The sequence below is a fragment of the Peribacillus sp. B65 genome, from assembly GCF_058513295.1.
This window is the reverse complement of sequence record NZ_CP195840.1, coordinates 3,701,382-3,719,597: the sequence shown is the minus strand read 5'-3', so window position 1 is coordinate 3,719,597 and position 18,216 is coordinate 3,701,382. Positions and strand designations below refer to the sequence as shown.

Genomic DNA, 18,216 nt, shown 5'->3' with positions numbered 1-18,216 from the left:
AGTATGGGTTTTTTGCACCAAAACCACGTATTCTGCTATTAAATTTTGCTCTAATTTTAATATAGATTATAAAATGAACAATATCAGATGAATTTTTGTAAATAAATTATAAAATAATCATCAAAAAATAAAATTATTATTTGAATTTTCAATATACAATGAATGTTAAATAACGAGGAGGTCCATCAAAATGAAAGCGGATACAATAAATAGAATAATGATTTTATAAAGGAACAGGATTGCATACAAAAGACAGTACTTCCCATATTAATGAAAAATCGGAATATAGCTGAGCCCCAGATGGAGGGTATATGGCGGGATTGGAAAGCGGCACATAACTGGGAGTGTTTTGCTTCGAATCCTCAATAAGAGCTGGAAGAGGGTGAAAGCTCTGGGGAATCCTAACGATGCACCACGGGCAATGGCATTTGTGAAACAGGATTGGCCCAATAATAAATAAAGTTCCAAGGCTTTTCTTCCCGTATTCTGCTGGTTAGGCTAGGGGGCGTGCCGAATTTTAATTTTAAACGATATGGCGGCAAGCGGAGAACTAAAAGCCCTATCGTAATCGAACTTTGTATTCTGGTCCTGTTGCCTTACCAAATCGTGAGACAGGAGCGATGAGAGGATCGGATGTGGGTATGACGCCAAGAATTTACCCAGCATGCAATTATATAATAGGGGGAATAATTATGGGATCACCAAATGTGGCGACAAATACGAAACAAGAGAAGCCGCAAATTCAATCAACTACTAATATACTGAAGTTTATCATATATAGTTTAATAGGAAGTTTTATGTTTTTTATTCCTATTACCATAAATGGTGTTTCAAGCATACCAATTGATCATATAGTAACATGGATCAAAGTAACCTTGCCGTCAGCCGTTCCTATTTATGCTCTTATTGTCATTCTATTAGGAGCTGTCTATCCATTTATTTCAAAAAGTTGGAGCAAGGATAAGGTATCAATAGTTTTTTCTTTCTTAAAAGTAATAGGTGCTGTTGTTGCGATCTTAATATATTTCAAGATTGGGCCCGAATGGTTAATGGCCCCAAGTATGGGTCCTTTCCTCTTCGAAAAACTTGTCATACCTGTAGGACTTGTCGTTCCTTTTGGTGCTCTATTTTTGGCGCTTCTCATTGGATACGGGCTTCTTGAATTTTTGGGTGTACTGATGCAGCCAATCATGAGGCCGATATTTAAAACGCCGGGGCGTTCAGCAGTTGATATGGTCGCTGATTTAGCAGGAAGCTACTCCATTGGTATGCTTATTACGAATCGACTATATAAAGAAGGAAAATATACGCTTAAAGAAGCCGCTATTATTGCAACTGGTTTTTCAACCGTTTCAGCAACGTTCATGATTGTTGTAGCAAAGACTCTCGGGCTTATGGACATATGGTCCCTTTTCTTTTGGGTTTCTTTAGGGATAACGTACCTTGTCACTGCCATTACCGTACGTATTTGGCCATTAAATAAAATGAGCGACGATTATTATTCGGATAATGCCGATCCAGAAGAGGTTATCAAAGAAGGACTTCTCAAAAACGCCTGGTATAGTGCGATGGTGGGAGCAAACAATTCGGTAAGTCTTGGCAGAAATTTATGGGATAACTTAAAGGACGGTTTTCTTATGACAATGAGCATTCTGCCGTCCATTTTATCCGTTGGTCTCATTAGCCTTGTGTTAGCGGAGTATACTCCAGTATTTAATTTACTTGGCTATCTTTTTTACCCATTTACTTGGGCATTGCAAATACCTGAACCATTTTTGGCTGCAAAAGCTTCAGCTATAGGAATTGCAGAAATGTTCCTGCCGGCGCTTCTCGTAGTTGATGCACCTCTGGTAACTAAGTTCATTATTGCCGTGGTATCTGTATCATCCATATTGTTCTTTTCAGCGACGATACCTTGTATCCTATCAACCGAAATCCCAATCAGCATTACGAAGTTGATTGTAATCTGGTTTGAACGGACGCTCATCACGTTAATTATTACTGCACCTATCGCAATATTGCTGCTTTAGTACGAATCAACGAATCTTAATTCGATCACAAATCGTACGGGTGCGTTCGTATTATAAGGTCGACCAGTAAAATTACTGGTTGACCTTTTTTAATAGAATCTTTTATATCAGTAGGCATGGTAGAACGTACAGGTGCGCGGGGCATTTGAAGGCTTGTAGGGACGTAGAATAAATTATTTGGAACAGCATCATCAAAGAAAAGGATGTTGAGTTAATATGTTTCTAACAAAACAAATTTATATCTTTCGAGAATTTCGACATTATATTGACAATAATATAGTTACTCATTAGAATTGATAAAGATTCTCAATATGGTACTGGGAGGCACCAATGTCATGTCAAAAAGAAGAAACAGCAAACAAGTGTTATTTATATCCGCAATCGTTTTAATTTTATCAACGCTTTTACTTGGATGTACAAATGAATCAAAAGAAAATTCAACTTCAAATAAAGACAGTAAAGACATGCTTACTATGGCTTGGCCGAGGGATATAGGTGAAATGAATCCGCATGTCTATAATCCTTCTCAATTATTCGCTACATCAATGATATATGAGCCTTTGGTCAGCTACCAAGATGGAGGCGAGCTGAAACCGCATTTAGCTGAATCTTGGGAAATTTCCAAGGATGGGAAGGAATATACGTTCAACCTCCGTCATGATGTGAAATTTTCTGACGGTACGAGCTTTAATGCTGAAATTGTGAAAAAGAACTTTGATACAATATTGAAAAATGTTGATTTACATAGTTGGTTGGGCTTTATTCCGAAAGTGGATCAAACGGAAGTAATTGACCAATACACATTTAAACTAACATTAAAGGAGCCGTATTATCCTACTATTCAAGAGTTAGCCGTCGTTCGTCCAGTCCGATTCTTAGGTGATGCTGGATTCCCTAAAGATGGTGACACTTCAAAAGGTGTTACAAAACCAGTCGGTACAGGCCCATGGGTTTTGGAAGAACATAAAGCAGATGAATATGCTATTTTCAAACGCAATGAAAATTATTGGGGTGAACTCCCTAAAGTAAAGAAAATCAAAGTCAAGATCATTCCTGATGCGGAAACCCGTGTTCTTGCTTTTGAAAAAGGTGACCTAGACCTAATTTATGGTGAAGGTGCTATCAGTCTGGATGCTTTCAAACAATTAGAAACAACAGGTAACTATGAGACTAGTATTTCTGATCCGGTTGCGACAAGACAACTAGTTATGAATACGAAGAAAGAACAACTTTCAGATTTACGTGTTCGTCAAGCATTACAATATGGATTTAATAAAAAAGCAATGGTTGACGGAGTTACTTCTGGGTTGGAAGAGAAGGCAGATTTCATTTTACCCACAAACTTCCCGTATACTTCAGACATTGATGTAAAAGCGATTGATTATAATGTCGAAAAAGCAAAAGCTTTATTAGATGAAGCAGGATGGAAGCTTCCAAAAGGAAAAAACGTTCGTGAGAAAGACGGAAAGCCGCTTGAAATCGAGTTAATGTACGACTCTGCAGAATCGATTCAAAAAGCAATGGCCGAAACATTACAATCTGAGTGGGCGGCACTAGGTGTTAAATTAAATATCGTTGGAGTTGAGCTTACGGTACAAATTGAAAGATTCAAAGCTAATGATTTTGAATTGAATTTCTTTAGTAACTATGGCGCTCCATATGATCCACATACTTTCGTAAATGTCGTTGGTTCAGAAGGATTTGGTTTTAACGAAGCCATTTCATCTTATCCGAACAGAGATGAGTTGTTAAAACAAATTGCAGATGTTCCTGGAACAACAGATGAAAAAGAACGTCAAGAACTTTACTCATCTATTTTGGAATCACTGCAAGACCAAGGAGCGATTGTGCCTATTTCTTATATTAAGAAAATAGCTGTTTACCAAAAAGATGTATCTAATTTTACATTCCCTGCTAACCGGGATGAACATCCATTCACAGGAATTAGCATCGAGAAGTAAGTTACAGGAGGGTTTTCATGGGCACTTATATCTTGAAACGAATTATGGCCATTATTCCTATCTTTCTTTTGGCCACTCTTCTAACGTTTGGAATGATTCACCTTTCACCCGTGGACCCAGCTGAGGCATATTTATCTGCAGCACATATCCAATCTACAGATGAGATATTGGCTCAGAAAAGACATGAGTTCGGCTTAGATCAACCCCTCCATGTTCAATATGTAAATTCTATTATTAAGATATGCCAATTTGATTTTGGCATATCTTATCTTTCGAATAAACCTGTTTGGGAAGAGGTTACCTATCGAATGCCAGCGACCATTCAGTTAGCTTTAGGTAGCATCATATTAGCTATCCTGGTCAGTGTCCCTCTTGGGTTTTTGGCAGGCATAAAGAAAAACAGTGGTATTGACCATTTTAGTCGCCTTCTCTCTTTTTTCGGGGCGTCCATCCCTTCTTTTTGGCTTGGTTATTTATTGATTTTTTTCTTTTCTGTTAAACTCGACCTATTTCCTGTCGAAGGAATCGGGACTTGGCAACATCTGGTTCTTCCTTCCGTTACTTTAGCTTTGCCATTAATAGCTTTGTATACTCGACTATTACGTGCTAGCGTTCTTGAAAATTTACAGGAACCTTATGTCCTTTTTGCACGCACAAGAGGGATTCATAAAAAAGTCATTATGGGAAAACATGTATTGAGAATAGCCATATCCCCTATGATTACTGGACTGGGGATGAATTTAGGAAAGCTGCTGACTGGAACCATTATCGTCGAAGCGGTTTTTTCCTGGCCAGGATTTGGTCGTTATTTCATTGAAGCTATTTTTAATCGGGATGTTCCTGTCATTCAATGCTATGTGCTTTTAGCTGCGGGACTATTCATTTTTAGCAACTTGATTGTTGACCTAATCCAAATGTGTATCGACCCACGCATCTCCAGAAAAGGAGGGCAACGTCAATGATAACAAGTCTTCGTATTATGATGAGAAGTCAGAAAGTGATTGTCCTTTGTTCAATAATATTATGCTTCCTATTTATCATCACCATCTTGGCTCCATGGATTGCACCTAATGATCCTATTGCTGTCAATTTAGCTAATAAACTACAGCCATCTTCCTTTGAGTATCCATTGGGAACGGATCATTTAGGACGATGTACATTATCACGCATCTTATATGGAGCTCGCATTTCGTTAGGATTTGCTACATTAATCTTTATTTCATCTTTAGGCATAGGTTTGATTGTCGGAACCATTGCTGGTTATAAAGGTGGATGGGTGGACCAGGTGCTAATGAGACTGTGTGATGGTGTTATGGCATTTCCGAATCTTTTGCTCATTCTTGGCCTTGTTGGTATATTGGGACCTGGCCTTAAACAGGTCATCATAGCATTGATGCTTGTGCAATGGGTGTATTATGCAAGAATTTTCCGAGGAATGGTGCTTAGTCTAAAAGAACAAAACTATATAGCGGCAGCTAAAATAAGCGGTTCTTCTCAATGGAAGATAATAAAGAAACATATTGTTCCAAATGTTCTTCCTCCGCTCGCTGTTATGGGTACATTAGAAATGGGTTGGGCAATCATGGATATATCGGCCATGTCGTTTCTAGGTTTGGGCGTGCAACCCCCTACACCAGAATGGGGAGCAATGATTCATGAAGGGAAATCCTATATTCGGACGAATCCAGAATTAATGCTATATCCAGGTTTGATGATTATGCTTGTTGTCGTCACCTTCAATTTATTAGGCGAAGCGCTATCAGAACGTTTTGGAGTCAAACGTCGTTAATAAAAAGGAATGAGAAGATTGAGAACAGAAAGGTCGAATGTATTAACAGTGAGCGATCTACATGTACAGGTACAAACAAAGGAAGGTGCTTCCACCCTCGTTCAGGATATTAATTTTGAACTGGAAAAAGGGAAGGTATTGGGTCTTGTTGGGGAAAGTGGGAGTGGTAAAACAGTTACGAGTATGTCCATTCTACAGCTTCTTGACCGGAAAACAACGACAATTAAAGGCAGCATTACCCTCCAAGGACGAGAATTGAATGGTTTGGACGATAAAGAAATACGTGAAATCCGTGGCAAGGATATTGCCTTTATTATGCAAAATCCGATGAATGCATTTACGCCTGTTTTTACAATTGGCAATCAATTTATCGAAACGATTAGGTCTCATACCTCATTGAATAAAAAACAAGCAAAAGAGCTTGCCATCGATGCGATGCAAAATGTAAACCTGCCAGATCCCGCGAAACTATTAAAAAGCTATCCTTTTCAATTGAGTGGAGGTATGCTTCAACGCGTGATGATTGCGATGGCCGCATGTTTAAATCCTACCGTTATTATTGCTGATGAGCCGACAACTGCACTCGACGTTCATAACCAATTACAAGTACTTCGCCACTTGGATAAAATTCGTTCTGAATATGGAACATCCATTTTACTCATTTCTCATGATTTAGGAGTAATTTCTGAAATGGCAGATGATGTAGTCGTTATGCAACATGGCAGAATTGTAGAAACTGCAAATGTATTTGAATTATTTGATAATCCGCAGCATGAGTATACCAAGAAACTGCTAAATGCCCGCCTTAGCATTAAACATGAAGAACCTATCACCCATATGTTGTGATATATGGACTGCATTCTTTTGGGGGGTGAATAAATGAGTTTATTACAAGTAAAAGCAGTAACTCATAGCTATAATTCTCATACGTTTTTAAAATGGAAAGAGCATTCTAAAAAAGTACTCACTGACATTTCCCTCTCTATAGACGAAGGAACATGTTTAGGGCTACTTGGCACGAGTGGAGCTGGAAAAAGTACATTAGGAAAAGTGATCCTTGGCTTAGAACGTCCACAGCAAGGACAGGTTCTGTTTCAAGGGCATGATATCTATACTGCTGATAAGCTTACCCGACAAAAGATACGCCGAGATCTACAAGTCGTCTTTCAGGATTCATATTCAGCTGTCAATCCACGAATGACAGCCGAAAGTATTATAGGCGAGCCATTAGAAAACTATGAAAAACTAACCGTAGCCGAACAAAAAAGAACGGTTATTGAGTTATTGGAAAGAGTGGGCCTAAGTGAGAAGGATTTGAAAAAATACCCACACCAATTTAGCGGTGGACAATTGCAAAGGATTAATATTGCTAGAGCAATCTCTCTTAAGCCACTGCTAATCGTCTTGGACGAATCCGTAAGCAGTCTGGATATGGTTAATCAAACACTGATTTTAGAATTATTAAGTGAGTTGAAAAAAGACTTCGGCTTATCTTATCTATTTATTACACATGATATTAAAGCGGCTTATTCAATCTCTGATACTTTGGGTGTACTGGAAAAAGGAGAATTAATCGAGCATTACAATTCTAAAGATCAGTTTTTTTCGTCAGAACATCCTGTCGTTAAACAGATGAGAAGTTCTATACTCGCTGAGCATCCGCGTTTTCGTTCTCTTCCGACGAGGACTAACTAGACTTAGTCTAGAAGGATATTTATTGATTAGAAGGCCTCGATTTCAGTTTGATAATCGGGGCTCTTGTTTATATTGCTTCTGAAGCACATATTGTAGGGCATAAAAGGAACCATAATGGTTCCTTTTATTTGTTGCATCGATAATCAATCTTCCAATGATCTTAAATGGGTGTCTCCTATTAGGGATTTCAAAAACTGACCTGGTAAACCATATCCTTTTTCTATTTTCCATAACTGAAACAATATTAGGAAAAACATCCATAAAAATTATTTGGAGAAAATAATATTTATTCTAAAAATTCATATTATAATACTTTATTCTTATGCTATATTATAGGGAGAATTATTTATTATCACGTATAATTTAAGAATTGGAGTGATTTGAATGAAGAAACTTGGTTTACTTAGTATGTTTTTGATTCTAACTATCTTTATCTCGGCTTGTGGAACCAATGAAGAAAAAAATGCAGGTGAGGAAAAGAAACCTGAAAAGGTATATAAAGTTGGTGTGGATACGACTTATCCTCCTTTTGAATTTAAAGAGGGGAACGACTATAAAGGTATTGATATTGAATTAATCAATGCAATCGCAAAAGACCAGGATTTTAAAATCAAATTGTCTCCAATGGATTTCGGTGGAATCATCCCGGCTATGCAAGCCAATCAGCTTGATGTGGCCATTGCGGGAATGAGCATTACAGAGGAAAGAAAAAAGGTAGTGGATTTCTCGACTCCGTATTTTGATGCAGGATTAACGATTGTTGTTAAAAAAGAGAATACAAGCACTAAAACTGTTAAAGATCTTAAAGGAAAAACCATTGCAGTGAAAAAAGGAACAACAGGTGCTAAATATGCACAGGATAATGCTACGAAACTAGGAATTAAAGTTGTTCAATTCAATGATAGTCCAGCGATGTTCCAGGAAGTGGCCAACGGCAACGCAGATGCCCTTATAGAAGATTACCCGGTAATCTCCTATGCGATCGCCCAAAAAGATCTTGGGTTGAAAATCGTAGGTGACCGTTTGAATGGTGACCAATATGGAATTGCTGTATTGAAAGGGCAAAACGAGGATCTATTGAAGAAAATAAATGATGGACTTGCCAATCTTAAAAAAGACGGCACGTATGATGAAATAATAAAAACGTATCTTGGTGAATAAACAATAGATTAAAGCTCAATAAGCGCGCTTATGGCGCGCTTTCTTTTTCAAAGGGGTGAAAGAAATGGATATAATTGTTGCGGCATTGCCTATTTTATTAAAAGGACTTCAGGTGACACTTTATATCTTTGTGATTGCCATTATCCTAGGTTTTTTGATTGGTTTACTTGTCGCGTTGCTGCGACTTGCCCCCATCAAAATCTTGAACTGGATTGCAAAGGTTTATGTGGATGCGATACGAGGGACACCGTTCATCGTTCAGTTATTTTTTATCTATTTTGGTGTGAATTCACTGAATTTGATTTCTTTGGACAGTACAACAGCTGGTATAATTACCGTTGCAATCAATGCAGGGGCATATTTTGCTGAAATAATAAGGGCTGGGATACAATCCATCGATAAAGGACAAACGGAAGCGGCAAGATCCATCGGGTTCACTGGAACTCAAACAATGAGATATGTCGTGCTTCCGCAAGCCTTCAGAAGGATGCTCCCTACCATTACGAACCAATCGATCATCAGCTTGAAAGACACTTCTCTATTATCCGTCATTGGTATAGCCGATTTAACCCAGCAAGGTCAGATTCAAGCTTCGGCAACCTTTGAAGCGTTCAAGATTTGGCTGGCCGTTGGTGTGATTTACTTTATCATCATCTATTTGTTAACCCTAATTGCTAATTTCATAGAAAGGAGGGTACAAGTTCGATGAGCATCATTACTGTAAAAAACCTGAGAAAATCATTTGGAACTGTCGAGGTTTTAAAAGATATCAACGCAGAAGTGCAGGAAAAGGAAGTAATTTGCGTAATAGGCCCTTCTGGATCTGGAAAGAGTACCTTCCTGCGTTGCCTGAATCTCCTTGAGGAAGTTACGGGCGGTGAGGTGGTCATTAACGGACATGATATAACCGATCCTAAAAGGAAAATCAATATAAACAAAGTCCGGCAAGAGGTTGGAATGGTTTTTCAACATTTCAATCTATTTCCCCATAAAACCGTTTTGGAGAACATAACCTTGGGTCCTATTAAAATTCGTGCCACCGATAAAGCGGAAGCGAGAAGGTTAGCGCTTGAGTTATTGGATAAGGTTGGTCTAAAGGAAAAAGCAAATAGCTATCCAGGGGAACTTTCCGGCGGACAAAAACAGCGGGTCGCGATCGCAAGGGCATTGGCGATGAATCCGAAGATCATGCTATTTGATGAACCGACTTCGGCCCTTGACCCTGAAATGGTCGGCGATGTTTTGGAGGTAATGAAACAACTTGCAAAAGAAGGCATGACAATGGTCGTTGTTACGCATGAAATGGGCTTTGCCCGGGAAGTCGGGGACAGGGTGATATTCATGGATGGAGGGTATATCGTGGAAGAAAATGAGCCGAATGAATTATTCGGTAACCCTCAGCACGAAAGAACGAAAGCATTCTTGAGCAAAGTGCTTTAACGGAAAGCACTATAAGAGATGATGTAAATCATGAATGAAGTTGTGCATGAAGTGTGGACAAAGGAATGCGGGAAATGAGGGGAAACCCAAACGCATGGAGCCTTTCCTTCATCTTTGTGCATAACTTTTTTTGTTTTTAGAGCAGGAATCAGTGAGGCGATGGCTTCAATTGGTAAACATCAAAAAAAGAAAAACCTATGCATTCGACACATGCATAGGTTTCTTCTTTTTTTACTTGGCACCATAACTAATCAAGTTCGTCATGATTCGATATCCGCCTGGAACTTGGCCTTGAATTTGCCTATATAGCACAAGGTTGGTGTAGAGGTAGGTGCCATTACCGTATTTAGCCATGAGAATTCCGCCATCAAATGGTTCTTCATTTGGATCAGCCATGGAAATGAATGTTTCATATCGTTCATCCCATTCCATTGGGAAATACAATCCTCTTTCTTGGACCCAATTGCTCCAGTCATCACTTGTTATTTTATTTGGATAGTTAAAAAGCGCTGATTCTGGCTTCGACACGTTTACCGTGGCTTTTTCATCGGTTACCCGCCAGCGAATGGAAGGATTCCCGAGGGTAAGAGGATATGGAGCAGTCTTCATTGCATCCCATCCATCACCCGGTTTATGGTATTGCACGACGAGATGGCCGCCATTTTCCACATATTCAAGTAAGCGCGCGTTATTTGCCTTTAAATCTTCCCTCGATAGATAGGCACGGATGCCTGTAACGATCGTGTCATATTGACTTAAATCACCTTCAGCTAAATCAGCTGCAGTTAACTTCGTAATGTTCAGACCTGCATTGCTTAAGTAATCTGCCACTTTATCGAATCCGCTTTCAATGTACCCCACTTTTAATGAAGCTGGCTTCAAAAGCTCAAATGCAACGGTATTGATAGCTGCTGGGTATTGGTAATAGAATGTTCCGATATGGTCATAGGAAATTTCCTGAATGGTCGAATCAAAGGTTTTCCCATTGACAGTAGCAGCTGCCTTCACCTGATATTCGCCATTTTGTATTGCCTTAGGCGGTCTTAGGGTGAACTTCACTTGTCTTTCTTCTGATTTTTCTTTAAATGATACAGTGGCATTTTTGGGATGAACTCCCCAATTTTCAGGGACTTTTAAAGCGACCTTTGCCGATGCTTTTCCTTCTGTATAGTTTTTCAAGGTTACCGTCACTGGGACTTCCTCTTTTACATCTGCTGTATTTACGACGATATCTTCGGGAGATAGGGTAAGGCCAACGTCGGGAAGGACAGCGATCGTTCCATCCACTTCCTCCTTGATGGAAGTTTTTGTGCTGCCGTATTTATAAGAAATGCTGGTCGTAATGGTTGATTCATCATAGGCATGGTAATAGGCTGCATCTTCAGGGACTTCAACCAGATAGGTCATTGTCGCTGATTTATTTGGTGCTAGATTGACATCTTTAGCTTTAGTTTTGATCTTCCATCCTTTAGGTAAGTTCAATGCAGCAGCGACTTTTTTCAAGGTTTGTTTCCCGTTATTCTTCACGGTTACGGTTACGTACGTTTTTTGGCCTTTCGTCAGGATCTTTGAAGCTGCTTTAGCTTGAACTTCGAGTCCTGAGGAGACATAACTGACGTTTTGCAATTGCTCTTCTTTTAATGAGAGCTTATGAAGCAAGTCGTTCTTAATGGCAGGGCTTAGCTTTGCCTTTTTGACTTGCGCAGTAATTGACCGAACATTTGAAAGAGCATTTTGGGATATTGAAAAAACACGTTTTTCATTGGGATAAGCCGTAATAACAGCGTCCAAATTCCGTTGCAGGTATTTAAATTCACCTTTTAATTTTGAAGCTGAGCGGGGGAGTTTTTCTGCCCATTCAGTAAAATTGTAAGGTACACCTGCAAAAAGGTCCGACTGGTTTTTTGTATCAACGGCGCTTTGCTTCAAATCCAGATGGATCTGGCGGGGTGCTGCCGGGATATCAGAACCCATGCCTTGGCTTTTATGCAGATAGCGGGATTGTTCTCCCAGCTGTGGATAAGTCATATTGTATATTGGGTCATATTTACCGATTTCAATCGAAGTGGTTGCTTGATCTGCCGATGAAACGGGCAAATATAACTTTTTCACTTGCCATACCGATAGCCCTTGTTTCAATTGTTGCGGAAACACAGTTGGGTCGGACGCATCCTTAAAGGCACGTTCACTTAAGATTGTCATTGTTCGATGATGTCCATGCTGGGTATCATCATTTTGAAAGGATGGCATCAATATATCCGGCTGATAGGTCCGAATAAAGCGGATAAGCCGTTCATAGGTGAGTTCTTCGCCCCACTTTTCTAATGTTTCCTCTGGTGTTTTAGAGAAGCCGAAATCATAAATGGGATCTGAGGTAGTTTCACTTAGATGATAGGCCTTAACCCCGGTTATTTTCGCAGCTTCAATCATTTCCCTCGAACGGATGATTCCAAGAGCATTGTCCAGTTCATCCCCAATTTCATTTTGTCCTCCTTCACCATGGTTTGCAATCAGGCTGGATGTCTTTACCCCTAACCCTCTCGATAGATAAGCGAGAAAGTCACTGCGTTCATCATCTGGATGGGCACCGCTGTTCAAGAATGTCACGGTCGTCTCGAGCGGCTTGACCGCATTCCATAACTCAACGTTGGCTTCCTCAGGATTTGCAGCGCTGCCTCCAAGTGGCAATAATGCAAGAACCAACAAAAGGGAAAGCAGCGATAACAGAGCTTTTTTCATTAATCTTTTAACCCCCTTCAACTTTTTAAGACACCTAAAAAAAATGTAGGTTAGTAATATTTTCTAACTAACCAGATGGAAAAAACTTATCTAATAAATAGCATTAATGGTTATAAATGTAAATGATTCGAAGTAACTATTAAAAGTTGAACATTTTAAATGTTCAGAAAAATAACTTGTGTACTGAATTTATTTAAGTTATATTTTTACTTAATTAGGAAGATTTACTAACTAAATGATGTAAGGCCGTGATGTGATGAGTTTTAAAAGACCACCCAGTCATCAAAAATATGTCAATAAAAAAAGAATCATTCAATGCATCCAGGAATGCTCGCCCATTTCAAGAGCTGAAATCGCCGTTAAGCTTCAGCTAAGTAAACCAACTGTTTCTCTGGCTGTGGATGAACTTATACAGGAGAAATGGGTATTTGAGAAAGGAATAGGAGAATCCTCCTCTCAAGGCGGGAGAAGGCCCATCCAGCTCTTTTTTAATGAAAAGGCAGCCTATATCATTGGGGTCGATATAGGCGGGACGAAAGTGAAAATCGTTTTAAGTGATTTAAGCGGCAACATCCTTGCCGACACTAGCTTTTCAACCAACACCTATTTAAAATCAGGGCTTCTTAAACAAATGGCGATTGAAACGGAACGGTTAATTGCCAAGAATCAGATTGCGAAGGGCAGGATATTGGGGATGGGAGTCGGGATCCCTGGTATAACGCAAACGGCAAGCGGATTAGTAATAGAGGCACCGAGTTTAGGCTGGGTACAATATCCGTTCATAGCCGAAGCGAAGCGGTATTTTGATTTCCCCATTTTTCTGGATAATGATGTAAACGCGGCTGCACTAGGTGAACAGTGGCTGGGTAATGCACAAAATAAGCGGAATTTGCTGTTCATTGCGGTTGGCACGGGGATAGGAAGCGGAATCATCTTGAACAACCAGTTATACAGAGGGGCTTCCAGTGCAGCTGGGGAAATGGGATATATGGTAACGGACAAAGAGGATATGAAGCGTGAATTCAAGCCGATTTTCCATAGATACGGCTATTTGGAAAGTGTCGCAGGAGGAAAGTCGATAGGCAGCCATTTTACCAGGGAGGTCCTCAAGGATCCTCATCATCTTTTATTCGAACGGGCCAAATCTTCCGAACTATCGGGGGAGGATGCCTTTTTGTCAGCAAAAAAAGGAGACACGACTGCAATGGCCGTCATAAATGAAGCCATCGAACATTTAGCGTGCGGAATTGTCAATGCGGCCAGTTTGCTGAATCCAGAAGTAATCATTTTAGGAGGTGGTGTATTAAATTCATCTGAATACATTTTACCTAGAATTCGGGAGATCGTTGATCGATATCTTCCTAGTTTAGTAGAAATGAAAACTTCACAATTGGGAGAAAACGCAGGAGTACTAGGCGCGGTTTCCTTATTCTTAAGGGAGCATGATGGCATTTTGAATTTTCGGGATGAGGGGGAGTATTAATGAAAAGTAGGAAAAAGTCGTTTGTTTCAGTAATGGCCTTATCGGCAGCACTATTGATTTCAGGATGTAACGGTACAGATACGAAAACGAATTCGGATGCTGGCGGTGCCAACGGAAAAAAGGGTGAGCTGGAAGATAAGATCGTTGTTTATTCACCGCATGGCAAAGATATTTTATCAAAATTCGAAAAGCAGTTCGAAGATGAGTATGGTATTGATGTTGAGTGGCTTGATATGGGGTCCCAGGAAATCCTTGACCGCGTTCGATCAGAGAAAAGTAATCCGCAGGCAGACGTTTGGTGGGGGGCACCTTCCACGAACTTCAATCAAGCGAAGGCTGATGGGCTGCTGGCTGCTTATAAGCCTAGCTATTCCGATAGTCTTGATGAAGGATTCCACGATCCGGAATGGTATTGGACGGGAACGAGCCAGACACCGGAAGTCATCATGTACAACAGCAAAGAACTATCGAAGGATGAGGTACCGAAAGATTGGGATGAGCTGCTTGATCCGAAGTGGAAAGACGAAATCATCATCCGCTATCCGTTAGCCTCCGGAACGATGAGGACAATTTTTTCTGCGATGATCTATCGTACGTATAAGGATACAAATGATCCAAAAGAAGGGTATGACTGGTTAAAGAAGCTCGATCAAAACACAAAGGAATATTCAGCAAACCCGGAAATGATGTATAACAAGGTAGCCAAAGGAGAGGGCTCACTTTCCGTTTGGGCAATGCCGGATGTTGTCATGCTGAAGGAAAATAAAAATTATCCGTTCGAGTTTGTCATTCCGAAGAGCGGAACACCTGTATTGACAGAAGGTATCGCCATCGTTGAAGGTGCCAAGCATCCAAAAGCGGCTGAAGCCTTTTATGAGTTCGTGAATTCACCTGAAGCCGCAAAAACTTTGGCAGAGGAGTTTTACAGGATTCCGACCAGAAGTGATGTGAAGGATTTACCTGAATGGATCACGGAAACGGAAATTAAAGCGATGGATATTGATTGGAATGCATTCGAGGAAAAAGGTGACGAGTGGATGAAATATTGGGACGAAAATATTAAAAGTGGAGATAAAGAAATTAAAGAATAAGGAAGTGTCGTTGGGATGGCGTCAATAAAAATAGAGAATGTCCAAAAAGCCTTCGGGAAAACGATAGCTGTTGACCATTTAAATCTGGACATCAAAGAAGGTGAGTTTTTTACCTTTCTTGGTCCAAGCGGCTGCGGTAAAACGACAACGCTTCGGATGATTGCCGGTTTTTATTATCCAACAAAAGGTGTCGTCCGATTTGGCGACAAAGATATGACGCGTGTACCTCCGGAGAAAAGAAATACAGGCATGGTTTTTCAAAACTATGCCCTCTTTCCCCACATGACTGTTTTTGAAAATGTAGCGTTTGGCTTGCGTGTGAGAAAGGTTTCTTCTGTTGACTTAAAGAGGAGAGTGCTGGATGCCCTCCAAAAGGTAAGGCTGGAGAGCTACTCGAATCGTCAAGTGAGCCAGTTAAGCGGAGGGCAGCAGCAGCGGGTGGCCCTTGCGAGAGCACTGGTCATTGAACCGGAGATATTACTGCTGGATGAACCATTAAGTAATCTGGATGCCAAGCTTCGTGATGAAATGAGAGTGGAAATCTTAAGGCTGCAGCGTGACTATAAGATTACCACCATATATGTCACACATGATCAGGCTGAGGCTTTATCCATGAGTGATCGGATCGCTGTGTTCAATTATGGTGTATGTCACCAGGTCGGGACGCCGGCAGAAATTTATAATCGGCCGGCCAATGATTTTGTGGCGAGTTTTATAGGCGAGATTAATCTATTGCCCGTTCAAGTTGAAAAAGTTCAACAAGATAATATAGAGGTTACCCTTAAGAATAGTGAAAAACCGATTAAATTGAAGGTGGAAAATCAAGCTAGGGACGGAATTTCAATCATACAGAGTGATGTTGACCTTGCTGTTTCGATACGTCCTGAAGCAATCAGAATTCTGGATGTAATCGAGGAAGGAAAGAATATCTTTAAAGGTAAAATAAATTCCGTCCAATTCTTTGGATCTGTTGTGAATGTCATGGTGGATGTTCAAGACGTGTTACTAAGGGCCGACGTATTTAACACTTATGATTTTGGATACTTTTATCAAGGAAAGGAAGTGTATGTCCAGCTTCCTGAAAAACAGCTGCGTCTTATTCCCATCATAAGTGGTGATGCTCCATGATTAAAAATCGTGATACGAGATTGACGGTTTGGCTCCTTATACCAGTTTTATTGGTGCTAGTAGCTTATGTACTCTACCCATCGTTGAGGACCTTTATAGAAAGTCTGCAAAAAGACGGAACGATATCCCTTGGAAATTATCAGGACTTCTTCGTACAGGAATCGAAAACGAACTTAGAGGCTCTATGGAATTCTGTTTATATATCCTTATTGAGTGTATTGGTCAGTGCCTTGATTGGCATTCCGCTCGCATTCATTTTTAACCGTTACGATTTTCCCTGCAGAAGCTTCTTTTCATCAGCAGCGATTTTGCCGATTGTCCTTCCATCATTGGTAGGGGTCATGGCCTTTATGTTTTTATATGGAGAATCGGGATTGATTCCAAATGCCATCAAGGACCTGTTTGGTCTCGAGAAGGTTCCATTCAAGATTGGCGGGGTATCGGGAATCCTTATCGTGCATGCCTATACGATGTATGTTTATTTTTATATGACCGTATCCGCTGCAATCAACAAAATAGATCCTTCCCTTGAAGAAGCGGCTTATAACTTAGGGGCAAATAAAATCAAGGTTTTTTGGAAGGTGACATTTCCATTATTGACACCTGCCATCGTAGCCGCTTCTCTACTTGTTTTCATGATATCGATGGCTTCTTTCAGTGCCCCGTTTTTATTAGCTGGCGGATATAGGGTGTTGAGCCTGCAAATTTATTTTTCAAAAATTAATGGTGATATGGAAATTGCCGCTACTCAATCCGTCATTCTATCCATCGTTTCGATTTCATTTCTATTATTCATGCGTTGGTATCAAAATAGGAAGGATTATCGCATGGCTTCGAAAGGAATTGGCGCACACAGGAGTGAAGTGAGAAACCCGCTTATGAAATGGGTGATGGTCTTAACGGGTATCATCGGCGTAATTATTCTGCTATTACCGCACTTTACGATTCTATTGCTTTCACTTGTGCCGGATGGAACCTGGACATTTCAAACATATCCAACAGTATTTAATATGGAAAATTACCGGCTTTTGTTTGAAGACCCTAATATCTTCAAACCGTTACGAAATAGTTTACTGATGGCGGTTATTGCTACGTTGGCAAATCTGGTGTTTGGGGTCATAGCGTCCTATGTACTTGTCAAACGGAAATTCGTCGGGAAAAGCTTTGTCGATATTCTAGTCATGATTCCTTGGGCGTTGCCTGCAACGGTCATAGGGATGAACTTGATATTCGCATTCAATGAACCTAGCGTTTTTTCCTTTGGTCAAATTTTGGTAGGAACATTTTGGATTTTGCCGCTTGCATATTTCATCAGGCATATTCCGCTCGTTGTCCGTTCGACTAACGCCGTTCTGGAGCAGCTGGATGACTCGATTGAAGAAGCAGCCAGAAACTTGGGGGCAAAGTGGTTTTATACCTTCAGAAAAGTCATATTTCCGATTATTATGCCTGGTGTTTTATCAGGGACATTATTGGCATTTATCGAATCTGTGGGGGAATTCCCGACGTCGGTCCTGTTGTACACAATTTCTAACAGGCCCATATCCATTGAAATCATGAATCAGCTTCGGATGTTCAATATGGGGCAGGCAGCTGCCTATGGGATGATTCAAATCACGCTGATTGTAATCGTTCTCTTTATTTCGAACAAGTTTTTTGGAATCAAAGCGGAAAGAGCTTTATAAATCGGAGGTTAAAA

At 40.2% G+C, this 18,216-nt stretch carries 14 protein-coding genes; 13 read left to right on the top strand and 1 reads right to left on the bottom strand.

Annotated features, from left to right (window positions below; all coding sequences use genetic code 11):
* Positions 1-692: 692 nt before the first annotated feature.
* From ACSR9O_RS18150 to ACSR9O_RS18110, 9 genes are all read left to right on the top strand, one after another.
* Positions 693-2,030 carry a YjiH family protein gene (locus tag ACSR9O_RS18150; RefSeq protein WP_230177831.1) on the top strand — a complete coding sequence of 446 codons (1,338 nt, stop codon included), beginning with the start codon at positions 693-695 and terminating at the stop codon, positions 2,028-2,030.
* 335 nt (positions 2,031-2,365) lie between these two features.
* Complete coding sequence (gene nikA, locus ACSR9O_RS18145) at positions 2,366-3,991, top strand: nickel ABC transporter substrate-binding protein (protein ID WP_260356547.1); 1,626 nt, start codon at positions 2,366-2,368, stop codon at positions 3,989-3,991.
* Positions 3,992-4,008: 17 nt separating this feature from the next.
* Positions 4,009-4,953 carry a nickel ABC transporter permease subunit NikB gene (gene nikB / locus ACSR9O_RS18140; RefSeq protein ID WP_101224856.1) on the top strand — a complete coding sequence of 315 codons (945 nt, stop codon included), beginning with the start codon at positions 4,009-4,011 and terminating at the stop codon, positions 4,951-4,953.
* Positions 4,950-5,780 (top strand): nickel ABC transporter permease subunit NikC, encoded by an 831-nt coding sequence (nikC, locus tag ACSR9O_RS18135; RefSeq protein ID WP_101224855.1) that lies wholly within the window; start codon positions 4,950-4,952, stop codon positions 5,778-5,780. The genes nikB and nikC overlap by 4 nt, the downstream gene beginning before the upstream one ends.
* Positions 5,781-5,798: 18 nt before the next feature.
* On the top strand, positions 5,799-6,626 hold the full coding sequence (nikD, locus tag ACSR9O_RS18130; RefSeq protein WP_230177829.1) for a nickel import ATP-binding protein NikD: 828 nt from the start codon (positions 5,799-5,801) through the stop codon (positions 6,624-6,626).
* A 33-nt stretch (positions 6,627-6,659) separates the two neighbouring features.
* The gene (nikE, locus tag ACSR9O_RS18125) at positions 6,660-7,475 is read left to right on the top strand and encodes a nickel import ATP-binding protein NikE (protein ID WP_260356548.1); all 816 of its coding nucleotides are present in this window, start codon (positions 6,660-6,662) and stop codon (positions 7,473-7,475) included.
* A 384-nt stretch (positions 7,476-7,859) separates the two neighbouring features.
* Positions 7,860-8,636, top strand: coding sequence for a transporter substrate-binding domain-containing protein (locus tag ACSR9O_RS18120; RefSeq protein ID WP_260356549.1), 777 nt, complete (start codon positions 7,860-7,862; stop codon positions 8,634-8,636).
* A 64-nt stretch (positions 8,637-8,700) separates the two neighbouring features.
* Positions 8,701-9,345 carry an amino acid ABC transporter permease gene (locus tag ACSR9O_RS18115; protein ID WP_076370951.1) on the top strand — a complete coding sequence of 215 codons (645 nt, stop codon included), beginning with the start codon at positions 8,701-8,703 and terminating at the stop codon, positions 9,343-9,345.
* Positions 9,342-10,076: an amino acid ABC transporter ATP-binding protein gene (locus tag ACSR9O_RS18110; protein ID WP_101224851.1), complete on the top strand. Its 735-nt coding sequence runs from the start codon at positions 9,342-9,344 to the stop codon at positions 10,074-10,076. Before ACSR9O_RS18115 ends, ACSR9O_RS18110 begins: the two co-directional genes overlap by 4 nt.
* A 231-nt stretch (positions 10,077-10,307) precedes the next feature.
* Here ACSR9O_RS18110 and ACSR9O_RS18105 read toward each other — a convergent pair whose 3' ends face one another.
* Positions 10,308-12,815, bottom strand: a complete 2,508-nt coding sequence (locus ACSR9O_RS18105) for an NEW3 domain-containing protein (RefSeq protein WP_491724869.1) — start codon at positions 12,813-12,815, stop codon at positions 10,308-10,310.
* Positions 12,816-13,071: 256 nt separating this feature from the next.
* Between ACSR9O_RS18105 and ACSR9O_RS18100 the strand changes: the two genes are divergently transcribed.
* From ACSR9O_RS18100 to ACSR9O_RS18085, 4 genes are read left to right on the top strand one after another with little or no spacing between them, the layout of a single operon-like run.
* Positions 13,072-14,298, top strand: coding sequence for an ROK family transcriptional regulator (locus ACSR9O_RS18100; protein WP_230177824.1), 1,227 nt, complete (start codon positions 13,072-13,074; stop codon positions 14,296-14,298).
* The gene (locus ACSR9O_RS18095) at positions 14,298-15,389 is read left to right on the top strand and encodes an extracellular solute-binding protein (RefSeq protein WP_101224848.1); all 1,092 of its coding nucleotides are present in this window, start codon (positions 14,298-14,300) and stop codon (positions 15,387-15,389) included. Before ACSR9O_RS18100 ends, ACSR9O_RS18095 begins: the two co-directional genes overlap by 1 nt.
* 15 nt (positions 15,390-15,404) lie before the next feature.
* Complete coding sequence (locus tag ACSR9O_RS18090) at positions 15,405-16,517, top strand: ABC transporter ATP-binding protein (protein WP_491724868.1); 1,113 nt, start codon at positions 15,405-15,407, stop codon at positions 16,515-16,517.
* A complete protein-coding gene (locus ACSR9O_RS18085; RefSeq protein ID WP_491724867.1) occupies positions 16,514-18,202 on the top strand; it encodes an ABC transporter permease in 1,689 nt (562 codons plus the stop codon). Before ACSR9O_RS18090 ends, ACSR9O_RS18085 begins: the two co-directional genes overlap by 4 nt.
* Positions 18,203-18,216 lie beyond the last annotated feature (14 nt).